This window comes from Sphingopyxis sp. CR5 (assembly GCF_059693785.1).
Genome location: NZ_JCATIE010000017.1, coordinates 24,932 through 38,205 on the forward strand (window position 1 = coordinate 24,932; position 13,274 = coordinate 38,205).

The following is a 13,274-nucleotide window of genomic DNA, read 5'->3' on the forward strand; positions in this document are numbered from 1 at the left end:
CGTGCTGATACGGCACGCTTTGCCGAAATCCGGGAAAGGTCGCTGGTGGAGCCGAGGGGAATCGAACCCCTGACCTCTGCAGTGCGATTGCAGCGCTCTCCCATCTGAGCTACGGCCCCGCGACCGGGGGGCTCTTAACGAGCCTGCCTGGTGGTGGCAACGGCTTTTCTGACCATCCAGCCCTATAAATGTGGGGGGTAACGATTTATGGCCAAGGCCTGGCATCTGGTGAACCGTCCAAAGGGGCTTCCCGCACGCGCCGATTTCGCGCTGCGCGACTTGCCCGACGAGCTGCTCGAACGCGATCAGCTTCGCGTTCGCAATCTCTGGGTCTCGGTCGACCCCTATATGCGGGGTCGAATGAACGACGCCCAAAGCTATGCGGCGAATTTCCAGCTCGATCAGCCGATGACCGGCGGCGCCATCGGCGAAGTCCTCGAAAGTCGTATGGAGGGCTTTGCTCCCGGCGACCTCGTCCTGCACATGGGCGGATGGCGCGACGGCGGCGCGATCGGTCTCGACATGACTCCCTTCAAACTTCCCGCCGACGCGCTGGCGACGGGAATGCCGCCCCAGACCTTTCTTCACAACATGGGGCTGACCGGCGGGACCGCGTGGATCGGCCTGTTGCGTATCGCGTCTGCAAAGGCGGGCGACACCGTGTTCGTATCGGCGGCGGCGGGGGCGGTCGGATCGGCGGTGGTCCAGATCGCAAAGGCACGCGAAATGACGGTGGTCGGCTCGGCGGGCGGCCCCGAAAAATGCGCCTGGCTCAAGCAATTGGGGGCCGACAGCGTCATCGACTATAAGGCGGGGCCGGTCCTCGACGGATTGAAGGCCGCGCTCGACGCTCTCGGCAAACCCGGCATCGACGTCTATTTCGACAATGTCGGCGGCGATCATCTCGACGCCGCCTTCGCGCTCGCCAACGATTTCGCCCGCTTCGCGATCTGCGGGATGATCGATGTCTATAATGACGGCCGGCCGCAACAGATGAAGCATCTGATCCGCACCATTCCGGCGCGCATCCGGATGGAAGGCTTTATCTACACCGACCAGTTCTTCGACTGCATGGAAGAATTCTATGCCGACATGGGAGGGCTCATCGCCAGCGGCGCGGTCACGATGCGCGAGACCGTGCATGATGGGCTCGACGCTGCACCCGACGCCTTTCTGGGCCTGTTTTCGGGCCAGAACATAGGGAAAATGCTCGTCCGGATATAGTGGTCCGGGGCCGTGCCCTCAGCTTCCGAAACCGACCGACAGGAAATCGGGCATCGGGCCGTTCCAGCCGTCATCCGGGCCGTCGTCATCCTGCCGCCGCGGCGGCGCTTTCGATCGCGGCGTGTCCTGCTTCGGCGCCCGTTCGCGGCGCGGTTCCGCCTCCCGGCGCGCCTCGCCCCTGTTTTCGTCCCGGGCTTTCCTGCCACCGCGGCGGCTTTTCTTCGCCTTGGGCTCACCGGCGTCCTCAGTCGGTTTCGCCTCTCCCGCCGGCGCATTTGCGCGACCGAGAACTTCGATGGTCGACCCTGTCAGCTTCTGGATATTGTCGATCGCTTCGTCGTCGGAGGGCGACACCAGGGTGAACGCCCGGCCTTTCGCGCCCGCGCGGCCGGTGCGGCCGATGCGGTGGACATAGTCGTCGGGGTGCCAGGGTGCGTCGAAGTTGAAGACATGGCTCACACCCTTGACGTCGAGACCGCGCGCGGCGACGTCGGACGCAACCAAGATGTTGATGTCACCCTTCTTGAAACGGTCGAGCTCGGCAATGCGGCTCGACTGATCCATGTCGCCGTGGATTTCGCCGGCGCGGTAGCGGTGGCGCTGCAGCGACTTGGCAAGTTCGCGAACCGTCGTCTTGCGATTGCAAAAGATGATCGCCGTCGCGACATCCTCGTCTTCGAGCAGATTGCGCAACGTTTCGCGTTTCCCGCGCTCGCTGGTCTTGACCAGGAACTGGGCGATATTCTCGTTCGTGCTCGCCGGACGCGCGACTTCGATCGTCTTGGGATTCGACAGGAATTTGTCGGCCAGCTTCTTGATCGGCGGCGGCATCGTCGCCGAAAACAGCAAGGTCTGCCGATTCGCGGGCAGCTTGGTGCAGATATTCTCGATATCGGGAATGAAGCCCATGTCGAGCATCCGGTCGGCCTCGTCGATCACGAGCAGGTCGCAGCCTGTGAGCAGAATCTTGCCGCGCTCGAACAGGTCCATCAGGCGGCCCGGCGTCGCGATCAGCACGTCGACACCCTTTTCGAGCGCCTTGATCTGGTCGCCCATCTGCACGCCGCCGATCAGCAGCGCCATCGAGAGCTTGTGATATTTTCCGTATTTCTCGAAATTTTCTGCAACTTGCGCCGCAAGTTCGCGCGTGGGCTCGAGAATCAGGGACCGCGGCATCAGCGCACGGGTGCGCCCGTGCGCCAGGATGTCGATCATCGGCAGCACGAAGGAAGCGGTCTTGCCCGTCCCCGTCTGCGCGATGCCGATCATGTCGCGCATCATCAGGACCGAGGGGATCGCGCCCGCCTGAATCGGCGTCGGTTCGTCATAGCCAGCTTCGCTGACGGCGCGCAAAAGTTCGTCGGATAGGCCGAGGTCGGCAAATTTCATAAGGTCATCATGTCCGGAATAGGTGTCAGCACGGCGTCCCACAACCGCCGTCGCTGCCGCGGCCATTGGGGAAAGCGCAAAGAAAAGTCAAGGAAAGCCGATGATATTCGCGATCAGTCGTCGTCGCGCGGGACCGCCACCATGCGCTTGAACTTGTCGACCTCGCAGCGCGCACCGGTGCGCGCGTGGATTTCGTCGCGATCCTCGCAAAGCCGGCCGTCCTTGTTGCCCTTCATATAAAAGCCCGCATAGAAATCGAGCGCCCGGCAACCGCGGTTGAGCTGCGCGCGCAGCCGCTCGTTCTGCCGCGTGATCAGGTCGATGCTGTCGCGCTGCACCGCCTGCATTCCCATGATGTCGCGCATCGCGACACATTTCGGCGCCTTTTTCTCCTTCCATTCGATCGGCATCGTGCGGCCGCGCGAAGGCGGCGGCGGCGGGGCGGTGAAATTGGTCAGGGGCGACCGCCGCGCCGGAACACGGATGATCAATTGCTGCTCGATCACCATTTGCCAATAGGGTGCCGGTGGCGGCGCAGGCGACGGCAAAGCCACGATAGCGGGCGGCGGCGGCGGCGGTCCGCCGACGTCGGCGGGGGCCGCTGCGGCGGCAAGAATCAGGACGGCCGACGTCAGCATGCGCGCGGCACCGCGCTCTTCGTGCCTGTCGAGATCAAGCTACCCACCCTAAGCTCCCGCACCGATACCGGCTGGACGAAGGCTTTGCCGTTCGTCCATCCCCCCTTTAACATCCATGATTGAACATCAAATGAATTGCTTTCCCGGCGGCGAGTCAAGCCGCCTTTGCCAAAGGTCGACACACGATGCCGCAATCCCCCTCGCCCGCCCTCCTGTCGCGATTGCACCGACTGCTCGGCGACAAGGGCTATAGCGACGATGCAGCGATCCTGGCGCCGTGGCTCACCGACTGGCGCGGCAAATATCACGGCCGGGCCGCGGCGATGCTCTCCCCCGCCAGCACGGTCGAAGTCGCCGAGGTGGTTCGCCTGTGCCGCGCCGAGGCTGTCGCGCTCGTCCCACAGGGAGGCAACAGCGGCATGGTCGGCGGCGCGACGCCGGACGACAGCGGGACGCAGATATTGCTCAGCCTGCGCCGGATGAACCGCATCCGCTCGATCGATGACGCCGCGCACCTGGCGGTCGCGGACGCGGGCGTCATCCTCGAAACCTTTCACAAGGCGGTGCTGGAGCACGGGCTGCGCTTCCCCCTGACCCTAGGGGGCAAGGGGTCGGCAACGATCGGCGGTCTTGTCTCGACCAACGCCGGGGGGACGCAGGTGCTGCGCCACGGCACGATGCGCGCGCTCGTGGCGGGGATCGAGGCCGTTTTACCCGACGGGCGCATCTTCGACGGGCTTGCCCCGCTCAAGAAGGACAATCGCGGTTACGATCTGCGGCACCTGTTCTGCGGCGCCGAAGGCACGCTCGGCATCGTCACCGCGGCCTCGCTTCGACTCGTACCCGCCGCAACGGCGCGCGCAACGGCGTGGATCGGCCTCGAATCGCCCGACCGGGCGTTGCGCCTGCTCCGCAGGCTCGACGAGGCCCTCGACCGCCAGCTGGAAGGGTTCGAGATCGTCCCTCACGGCTGCCTCGACGCGGTGCTGCGCCATATCCCCCAGACGCGCGCGCCGCTCGCCGCGCCGCACCCCTGGTATGCCCTCGTCGAACTCGCCGGCGACATGGAGGATGGACTCGACGCCCGGTTGCAGGCGGCGCTGGCCGCTGCGCTCGATGCGTCGCTGGTCGACGATGTCGTGATCGCGAAGAACGAGGCGGAGAGCGAGGCGTTCTGGAAACTGCGCGATTCGATTTCGGAGGCCGAACGCGCCGAGGGGCCGGCGCTGCAGCATGACGTCAGCGTCCCCGTCGACCTTATGCCGCGCTTCATCGCCGACAATCCGGCGCGTCTCCAGGCCGCGCTTCCGGGTGCACGCGCACTGTCGTTCGGGCACCTTGGCGACGGCAATGTCCATCATCACGTCCAGCCCCCCGCCGGGGTCGACGGTCAGGCGTGGCTCGATGCGCACGGCGAAGCCGCGAGCCGCCTCGTCTACGCCCATGTTCTCGAATTGGGCGGCTCGATTTCGGCCGAGCACGGCATCGGACAAATGAAGCGCGACCTGCTCGCAGAGCTCGACAGCCCCGCGCGGCTTGCCGCCCTGCGCGGGGTCAAGGCCGGCCTCGATCCGGCGGGCCTGTTCAACCCGGGCAAACTGATCGCCTGATCGGCGGCGGCTGCATCGGCATCGCCCCCTTGCGTCGCGGCGCGCGGACCAATAAGGCGCAGCATTCCATCTTTACCGGTCCGCGCTTCTTGCGGGCTGCCGCTTCGGAGTTTCATCATGGCCACTGCGCCCACCAACGCCAATCTGCCGATTTTCTTCAAGGACCTCGTCCCGCTTTCGAGCGTCGATCATGCCGATTTCCGCGTGCGGATGATGGACAATGCCGACTTCCTTGTCAGCCAGCATGCGGTGCCGCTGACCAGCGACGAATTCGCGTCGGCAAGCCGTTTCTACCCGATCGTCTTTTCGGCCGGCGAAAATCCCGTTCCGCTCGCGCTCATGGGCCTGAACGAAGGCATGAACACCTTCGTCGACGACGAAGGCAAGCTGCGCAATCCGGTCTATGTGCCCGCCTACATCCGTCGCTACCCGTTCCTGCTCGCGCGCTTGCGCCCCGATTCGGACGAGCTGTCGCTGTGCTTCGACCCGACCTCCGGCGCGGTCGGCAAGTTCGACGAGGGCGACGCGCTGTTCGAAGACGGCAAGCCGACCGAGGCCACGAACAACATTCTCGAATTCTGCAAGAATTTCGAGGAAGCGGGCCAGCGTACCGGCATGTTCATGGAAGAGCTGAAAAAAGCCGACCTGCTGATGGACGGCGAAGTCAGCATCACGCCGGAAGGCAGCAGCCAGCCCTATATCTATCGCGGCTTCCAGATGATCGACGAAGCGAAACTGCGCGAACTGCGCGGCGACGTTCTGCGCAAGATGATGCAGAACGGCATGCTGCCGCTGGTCTTCGCGCATCTCTTTTCGTTGCAGCTGATGCGCGAAGTCTTTGCCGAGCAGGTCAAAAGTGGCAAGATGCAGCTCGTGACCGAGGCGCCCGCCGTTTAAGGAGACAGACGATATGGCCACCGCCGCATTCGACGCCGGCAGTACCGCCGGCCCGCGCTATACGAAGGTGGCCATATGGCTCCATTGGGCCATCGGCCTGTCGGTCATTCTCAATATCGCGCTCGCCATGCTCACCGAGGGGATGGGCCGGGAAACGCACATGGCGGCAATGGGCGTGCACAAGGCGCTGGGGATCACGATCCTCGCCTTGACCCTGATCCGCATCCTGTGGCGCATCGGTCACAAGGCACCGCCGCTCCCGGCGGGGGTCGCCGCATGGCAGCGCACGGCCAGCAAGGTCGTGCATTTCCTGTTCTATGTTCTGCTCATCCTTCTCCCGCTTTCGGGCTGGGTCTGGATGTCGGCTGCGGGGCGCGGAATCGATTTCTTCGGCCTGTTCACCATCCCGGCGATCACGGGCGCCGACAAGGCGCTGTCCGACGTGATGCACGAACGTCACGAAGTTCTCGGCCTCACGATGCTCGCGCTTGTCGTCATCCATATTCTCGCGGCACTGAAGCACCAGTTCGTCGATCGCAGCGGCGTGGTGTCGCGGATGAACCCCTTTTGACGGCGCACCGCGCGCCGTCAAAAATCGATCGCGAGCCCCTTATATTCCCAGTCGCCATAGCGAACGGGGTCGCGGCCACCCGGCTGCTCCTCGGCCCGTTCTTGTTCAATTGCCTCGGGCGCCGGGACGGGGCTGTTCACCCATCCCGACGGGGCCTTGACGTTCGCAGGGCGCGTGGTCGCGCGGGGTGTTCCGCCAATGCTCTGGTCCGTTGCTTCGCTCATACCAACCCGTCCGAAATGAAATCCGATCGAAACTCCATAGGCTTTGGCGGCCATCACGCCAAGCACCGCAGGAGCCAGCACCATGGCTGATCCCCGGAATCGACGTCGGCGCGGCGTCGAAGAGGCCGATCCGCCGGGTACCGCACCGCGCCGTGCCGCGCTGCGGCTGATCGATGCCGTGCTGCGCCGCGGCGACCCGCTCGACATCGCGGTCCATGCAGCGACCCAGGGGCTCGCACCATCCGATCGCGCCTTCGCGATCGCGATCGTATCCGACGCGCTGCGCTGGATGGTCGACATCGACGCACTGATCGACGGCGCGACCCAACAGCCGCTTGGTGAAGATGTAAAGGCGCGGGCTGTCCTGCGCCTCGCTCTCGCCCAGCTTCTCGTCCTGAAGAGCTCGCCGCACGCGGTCGTCGCGACCGCGCTGCCACTTGTGGCCGGCGGCCCGCGCCGGCTGGTCCACGCGCTGCTTTCGCGCGCTCAGAAGGACGCGTGGGCGCTGCCCGAACATGCCACCTTGCCTCCGGCCGCCGCCGAACGCTGGACCCGGCAATGGGGAGCCGCGATGGTAGAGGCGGCGCAGACCGCGTGGAGTGGGCCGCCGCCGATCGACCTCAGCTTCGCGACAGAGCCCGACGACGCTGACTGGGCCGAGGCCCTCGCGCTCGCCCCATGCCATCGCCGCTTACCGCGCGGCGAAGCGGTCGAGGCCATGCCCGGCTACGGTGCCGGCGGCTGGTGGGTGCAGGATCTCGCCGCCAGTCTTCCCGCGCGCCTGCTCGGCACCGGGAACGGGCGTACCGTGCTCGATCTCTGCGCGGCGCCAGGCGGCAAGACGATGCAACTCGCGGCCGCCGGCTGGCACGTGACCGCGGTCGATTCCAGCGCCAGGCGTCTGGCGCGGCTCGACGACAATCTGAAGCGCACCGGGCTTGCCGCCGAAGTCGTACAGGGTGACATCCGGCGCTGGGCGCCGGCCGCTTCCGCGGACGCGGTCCTGCTCGACGCGCCCTGCTCGGCGACCGGCATATTCCGGCGGCATCCCGACGTGCTGCACCGGATCGGCGCGCGGCAAATCGCGGAGATGGCCGACCTGCAGGCCGAACTGCTCGACCGGGCGGCAGAGTGGGTCAAGCCGGGGGGCCAGCTCGTCTATGCGACCTGCTCGCTCGAGCGTGCCGAGGGCGAAGACCAGATCGCAGCATTTCTGGCCCGGCGCAGCGGCTGGGCGATCGAATCCGCCCGCCCCTGGGAATTGCTCGCCGGCGTTGCCCCAGACGCGAACGGCTTCGTCCGCACCTTGCCCGGAATGCTCGCCGATGCGGGCGGGCTCGACGGCTTCTTCGTCGCCCGCTTGCGCGCGCCCGCCGCCTGAGTGACCGTGTCCCCCCGCCTTCGCGGGAGCACACGGAAACGGGCGTTCGGGCATCGGAGTCAGAAGACCGCGTGCGGCGCATCCTCCTTCATCATCGCCGCGCGCACCATCGGAATCGGCGGACCGCCATAGGACAGGAACTCGTCGTGAAACGCCTTCCACTTCGTCCGGTCGCCCTGCGTCCAATCCTCGCGTAGCTTGCGGATCATCAGCTTGCCCATCGTATAGTTCAGGTACAGCGGGTCATACGTGCCGCGCGCGGCCTGTTGCCGCGAATTGCCCTCGTCCTGATAGCATTGATCCTTGAACATCTTTTCGCTCTCGGCGACCGTCATGCCCTTCGTGTGCAGTCCGATCGCGGACAGGAATCGGCAATCGCGCAGCAGCGCGTTGGACAATTGCCCGATATGCGTTTCGGGGTCGCCATCGCCGAGCCCGGCCTCCCACATCATTTCTTCGGTGTAGTGCGCCCAGCCTTCGGCAAAGGCATAGCCGACGAACAATTTGCCGAAGATGCTGTCGGACCGGTTCGAATGGAGGAAATTCAGGAAATGCCCGGGCCAGACCTCGTGAACCGAGGTGAACAGCAGGTCCTTCTTGCCCGGAATGAACGCTTGCTGGGTCGCCTTGTCCCAGGTCGGATCGGGCGGCGAGATGTAATAGACCGATGGCAAGCCTGTCTCATACGGCCCGGGAATGTCGATATAGGCGCTGTTCTGGCGATTATAGGGCGGCGACTCTTCGACCTGCGCCTGCTCGGTCCCCGGAATCGAAACCAGGTCCTTTTCGACGATGAAGGCACGCAGGTCGGGAAGCTGGCGGCGCGCCTCGACTACGGGGCCGTCGGCGGGCTTGTCGCTGCCCATCTTGGCCATGCAGTCCGCGATCGAAGCGCCCGGAGCGAACGTGCCGCACGCGTCCTTCAACGCGTCCTGGTTGCGCTTGAGATCGGCCTGTCCGATCCGCTCCAGCTCGTCCAGCGGCGTATCGACGCCCTCGTTGGTCAGGATCATCTTCGCGAACTTGTCGGCGCCCAGGGCATAGCCGTCGGCAGTGCCGGGCTGCGACGCGACATAGGCGGACAGATCCTTCATCGCCGCGGCGGCCTTGGCGGCGACGTCGTTGAATTGCTTTTGCAGGGCGGGATCATTGACCTCGGCGAACGCCGCCTTGGCGTCACCGGTGTAATAATCCGCGAAACCGCCGAAGCCCGCGGTGCCGAGCTTCACAAAGGTCGCTGGCAGCGGCAGCTTGAGGTTCGCCTTGATCTGTTCCGCGGCCGCCGGGACCTTCTCGGCATAGGCGATGAACGCCTTCATCCGCGTCGCGGGATCGGCATAGGGGCGGGCGATATAGACGTTGGGATCGAGCGCGCCGATGTAATAGGCGGGATTTTTGGCGGCAAAGTCGGTGTCGCGCAGGAAAAAGAGCTGGCCTTGCGCGACATGGACCAAATAGTCGCGCTCGAACTTCTCCTTGTCGGTCATCTCGCCGCCGAACGCCTTGGCGTCGGCTATCGTCTTTTCGAGATAGGCCGCCTGCTTGTCGATGCCCTCGGGCGACCAGTCGGGCAGCTGGCCGTCGAACTCGTGCTTGCCCTGATAGACGGCGAAGGTGGGGTTCAGCGGGAAATAGCCCGCCAGGAAATTATCGCGAAATTCGCTCCAGTTCTTCGCCGCCGGCGCATCCGCCGAACCGCCGCCATCCGCATTGCAGGCCGAAAGCACCAGGAGCGCGCTCGCCAGCGCGGCGCCGCCGAAGCGGGCAAATTTGCGTGTCATATCGGAATCTCCCTTCTGTCCGGTCCCGCTTGTGCCAAGCCCGGCCGCCGCTCGCATCCCCTAATCGACGAACGGCAGGCCCTTCTATCCTTTGCGGTATAAAAGCTATCTGGTGCGCCGCAGGAAAGGCGGTTAGGGCGAGCGGCAATGGCGACCATCCCTCCCCCACCCTCCGTCGATCCCGTCATGCCCGAAGCCGAGCCACCGAAGGCTCCGTCGCCGCTCGGTTATGCCGATTTCCGCTATTTCTGGCTGGCCCGCTTTACCGCGGTGATGGCGACGATCGCGATGGTCGTCGTGATCGGTTATCAACTCTATGATACCGCGCGCAGCGACTATGGCATGTCAGTCAAGGAGGCATCCTTCCAGCTCGGCCTGCTCGGGCTCGTCCAGTTCGTGCCGCTGGCTCTGCTGACTCCGGTGGCGGGGTGGGCCGCCGACCGCTTCGAACGCCGCAGCGTCGTCATCTTTTCCAACGCGATCGACCTCGTCATCGCCGCGACGCTCGGCTGGTTCACCCACAGCGGCGGCTTGACGCTGCCGTTGCTCTTCGGTCTCGCCGCGCTGCACGGCGTCGCGCGCGTCTTTTCGGGACCGGCGATGAGCGCGATTGCGCCCAATATCGTTCCGACCGCGGTGCTGCCGCGCGCGATCGCGATGAGCAGCATCGCCTGGCAGTCGGCGTCGGTTATCGGACCCGCGGCGGGCGGGCTTATCTATGCCGCGCATCCGACCTCGGTCTACATCTTCGCGGCGGTCCTGCTCGCGGTCTCGGCCTTCACGATAAGCCGGGTACGGCCGGTGCTGCCACCGCCGGCGGATGTCCGTCGCCACCCGCTGCGCGAAATGGTCGACGGGCTGCAATTCGTGTGGAGCGAACGCTTCCTGCTCGGCACGATCACGCTCGATCTGTTCGCGGTGCTGCTCGCCGGCGCGACCGCGATGCTTCCCGTCTATGCGCGCGACATATTGCATATCGGGTCCGAAGGGCTCGGCTTCCTGCGCGCGGCGCCCGCGGTCGGCGCGGCGGCGGTGGCGCTGGGCCTCGCCTTTCGTCCGATCGAACGCAATGTCGGCGTGAAGATGCTGTGGGCGGTCGCGGTCTTCGGCGCGGTCACCGTCGGCTTCGGCCTGTCGACAAGCTTTCCGCTGTCGCTCGCGATGCTCGTCATCATGGGCGCCGCCGACATGTTCTCGGTCTTCGTGCGCGGCACGCTCGTCCAGCTCAACACGCCCGATCACATGCGCGGCCGCGTCAGCGCGGCGTCGGGGCTCGCCATTTCGGCATCGAACGAACTCGGCGAGATGCGCGCGGGCGCGATGGCCGCGCTGCTAGGCCCGGTCGGCGCAGTGGTCATCGGCGGTGCTGGCGCCGTCGGCGTGACGGCGCTATGGTCGTGGCTCTTTCCCGAACTGCGCCGAGCGCGCACTTTTGAGCCGCAATTCAAGGACAGGACCCCATGAAAGCCAATTCGATTCTCGACACCATCGGCAACACCCCGCACATCCGGCTGTCGCGGATGTTTCCCGACGCCGAGGTCTGGGTGAAGTCCGAACGCAGCAATCCCGGCGGATCGATCAAGGACCGCATCGGCCTGGCGATGATCGAGGCGGCGGAGAAGGACGGCAGCCTGAAACCCGGCGGGACGATCGTCGAACCGACCTCGGGCAATACCGGCATTGGCCTCGCCATGGCCGCCGCGGTCAAGGGATATACGCTGATCCTCGTCATGCCCGAAAGCATGTCGATCGAGCGCCGGCGCCTGATGCTCGCCTATGGTGCGACGTTCGACCTGACACCGCGCGAGAAGGGCATGAAGGGCGCGATCGAGCGCGCGATCGAACTCGTCGAAACGACCCCCGGCGCGTGGATGCCGCAACAGTTCGAAAACGACGCCAATGTCGATGTCCATGTCCGCACGACGGCGCAGGAAATATTGAACGATTTTCAGGACGCCCCGCTCGACGCCCTCATCACCGGCGTCGGCACCGGCGGGCATATCACGGGCTGCGCCCAGGTTCTCAAGGCGGCGTGGCCGCAGCTGAAGGTCTTTGCGGTCGAGCCCATCGCGTCGCCCGTCATTTCTGGCGGCCAGCCGGGGCCGCATCCGATCCAGGGCATCGGCGCCGGCTTCATCCCGCGCAACCTGCACACCGACCTGCTCGACGGGGTAATCCAGGTCGACGCCGCCGATGCCAAGGCGATGGCGTTGAAGGCGGCCCGCAGCGAAGGGCTGCTCGTCGGCATCTCGTCGGGCGCGACGCTTGCCGCAATCCAGCAGAAGCTCGCGGAGCTTCCCGCGGGCAGTCGCGTGCTCGGTTTCAACTATGACACCGGCGAACGCTATCTGTCGGTGCCCGACTTCCTGCCGGAGATCTGATCCGCGCCATGCGCCCGGACGAAACGCCCTCGACGTTGCCGCCAGGGCGCGACTGGCCAGGCTGGCTGTTCGCGCTGCTCACCGCGCTGGCAATCGGCGCGGTCCTCCACCTCAGTGCGCCCGGCCCGGCGGCGAACGATACGCAACGCCGCCCGCATCCGGTGGCTCCGCCCCCGGAGGTGCTGCCCCAGGTCGAACCTATGGATCTCGCACCGCTCACGGTCGAGGATGCGAAAGCCGCAAACGACCGCATCCCGCTGGTGACGCGGGATTTCATGCCCGCGCGGCCGTTCGTCTATCCTGGCGACAACGACAATCGGGCCCGCGCACGCGACTGCATGGCGGCAGCGATGCTTTACGAAGCCGGCGACGATAGCAAGGGACAACTCGCGGTTGGTCAGGTGGTGATCAACCGTGTCCGCCACCCTGCTTTCCCGAAAAGCATCTGCGATGTCGTCTTTCAGGGATCGGAACGCAGCACGGGCTGCCAGTTCACCTTCACCTGCGACGGGGCGCTGAACCGTCGGTATTCGGATGTCGCGTGGAAGCGCGCCCAGGACAATGCCAGCCTGATGCTCGGCGGGCTCGTCGACCCCGCCGTCGGCCTCGCGACTCATTACCACACCGACTGGGTGCGGCCCTATTGGAGCGATACGCTCGAAAAGATTGCCGCGGTCGATACCCACCTCTTCTTCCGCTGGCCGGGCTATTGGGGGACCCCGGGGGCCTTCCGCGGCGCGGTGCGCGGCGACGACCCGGTCGAAACGAAACTCGCCGCAATTTCGCTGGCCCACGCGGGCGGGCCGCCGATCGATCTTGCGGGGGTCGACACCAACGCCGCCGTCGGGGCCGCGCATATCGTCAGCGCCACCGACGCGGCGACGGGGAACGCGACCCGCGACGCCATCTACATCCAGCTCGACCGCCGTGCCCCGCCCGAAAGTTTCGTGACGCTCGCGCTGCGGCTCTGCGGCGCGCGCGAATATTGCAAGTTCATGGGCTGGACCAATCCCGTCCTCAAGCCCGAGGGCGACGACATGAGCGCCACCCAGCGCGCCGGCATGACCTTTTCCTACCTGCGCGACGACAAGGCGGGGTTCGAGAAGGCGCTTTGGAACTGCGGCGAATACAAGCGCGACGACCCGCGTCAGTGCATGAAGCGCTAACGCGGGTCAGCA

General features: G+C 65.7%; 12 protein-coding genes and 1 tRNA gene. 8 read left to right on the forward strand and 5 right to left on the reverse strand.

Going from position 1 to position 13,274, the window contains the following annotated elements:
* Positions 1–43: 43 nt before the first annotated feature.
* Positions 44–119: transfer RNA gene (locus AC58D2_RS19615), tRNA-Ala, on the reverse strand.
* An 88-nt stretch (positions 120–207) separates the two neighbouring features.
* Between AC58D2_RS19615 and AC58D2_RS19620 the strand changes: the two genes are divergently transcribed.
* The gene (locus AC58D2_RS19620) at positions 208–1,224 is read left to right on the forward strand and encodes an NADP-dependent oxidoreductase (RefSeq protein WP_497392724.1); all 1,017 of its coding nucleotides are present in this window, start codon (positions 208–210) and stop codon (positions 1,222–1,224) included.
* Between the two features lie 18 nt (positions 1,225–1,242).
* On the opposite strand, the gene AC58D2_RS19625 is transcribed toward AC58D2_RS19620, so the two are convergent.
* Both AC58D2_RS19625 and AC58D2_RS19630 read right to left on the reverse strand, forming a co-directional pair.
* On the reverse strand, positions 1,243–2,613 hold the full coding sequence (locus AC58D2_RS19625; RefSeq protein WP_497392725.1) for a DEAD/DEAH box helicase: 1,371 nt from the start codon (positions 2,611–2,613) through the stop codon (positions 1,243–1,245).
* Between the two features lie 113 nt (positions 2,614–2,726).
* Positions 2,727–3,251 (reverse strand): hypothetical protein, encoded by a 525-nt coding sequence (locus tag AC58D2_RS19630; protein ID WP_497392726.1) that lies wholly within the window; start codon positions 3,249–3,251, stop codon positions 2,727–2,729.
* Positions 3,252–3,436: 185 nt separating this feature from the next.
* On the opposite strand from AC58D2_RS19630, the gene AC58D2_RS19635 reads away from it, so the two are divergent.
* The 3 genes from AC58D2_RS19635 (at position 3,437) to AC58D2_RS19645 (ending at position 6,329) form a co-directional block, all read left to right on the forward strand.
* Positions 3,437–4,861 carry an FAD-binding oxidoreductase gene (locus AC58D2_RS19635; protein ID WP_497392727.1) on the forward strand — a complete coding sequence of 475 codons (1,425 nt, stop codon included), beginning with the start codon at positions 3,437–3,439 and terminating at the stop codon, positions 4,859–4,861.
* A gap of 117 nt (positions 4,862–4,978) precedes the next feature.
* Positions 4,979–5,758 carry a SapC family protein gene (locus tag AC58D2_RS19640; RefSeq protein ID WP_497392728.1) on the forward strand — a complete coding sequence of 260 codons (780 nt, stop codon included), beginning with the start codon at positions 4,979–4,981 and terminating at the stop codon, positions 5,756–5,758.
* Positions 5,759–5,771: 13 nt separating this feature from the next.
* A complete protein-coding gene (locus AC58D2_RS19645; protein WP_497392729.1) occupies positions 5,772–6,329 on the forward strand; it encodes a cytochrome b in 558 nt (185 codons plus the stop codon).
* Positions 6,330–6,346: 17 nt separating this feature from the next.
* On the opposite strand, the gene AC58D2_RS19650 is transcribed toward AC58D2_RS19645, so the two are convergent.
* Complete coding sequence (locus tag AC58D2_RS19650) at positions 6,347–6,637, reverse strand: DUF1674 domain-containing protein (protein ID WP_497392730.1); 291 nt, start codon at positions 6,635–6,637, stop codon at positions 6,347–6,349.
* On the opposite strand from AC58D2_RS19650, the gene AC58D2_RS19655 reads away from it, so the two are divergent.
* Positions 6,636–7,934: an RsmB/NOP family class I SAM-dependent RNA methyltransferase gene (locus AC58D2_RS19655; protein ID WP_497392731.1), complete on the forward strand. Its 1,299-nt coding sequence runs from the start codon at positions 6,636–6,638 to the stop codon at positions 7,932–7,934. The two genes, AC58D2_RS19650 and AC58D2_RS19655, sit on opposite strands and share 2 nt — an antisense overlap.
* A 59-nt stretch (positions 7,935–7,993) precedes the next feature.
* Here AC58D2_RS19655 and AC58D2_RS19660 read toward each other — a convergent pair whose 3' ends face one another.
* On the reverse strand, positions 7,994–9,715 hold the full coding sequence (locus tag AC58D2_RS19660; protein ID WP_497392732.1) for a DUF885 domain-containing protein: 1,722 nt from the start codon (positions 9,713–9,715) through the stop codon (positions 7,994–7,996).
* A 147-nt stretch (positions 9,716–9,862) separates the two neighbouring features.
* Here AC58D2_RS19660 and AC58D2_RS19665 point away from each other — a divergent pair, with 147 nt between their 5' ends.
* Genes AC58D2_RS19665 through AC58D2_RS19675 form a run of 3 tightly spaced genes read left to right on the forward strand, consistent with a single transcriptional unit; the run spans position 9,863 to position 13,262 of the window.
* Positions 9,863–11,179, forward strand: coding sequence for an MFS transporter (locus AC58D2_RS19665; RefSeq protein WP_497392733.1), 1,317 nt, complete (start codon positions 9,863–9,865; stop codon positions 11,177–11,179).
* A complete protein-coding gene (cysK, locus tag AC58D2_RS19670) occupies positions 11,176–12,096 on the forward strand; it encodes a cysteine synthase A (protein ID WP_497392734.1) in 921 nt (306 codons plus the stop codon). Before AC58D2_RS19665 ends, cysK begins: the two co-directional genes overlap by 4 nt.
* Before the next feature lie 8 nt (positions 12,097–12,104).
* Entirely contained in the window at positions 12,105–13,262 is a 1,158-nt protein-coding gene (locus AC58D2_RS19675) for a cell wall hydrolase (protein ID WP_497392735.1), read from the forward strand.
* Positions 13,263–13,274: the final 12 nt, after the last annotated feature.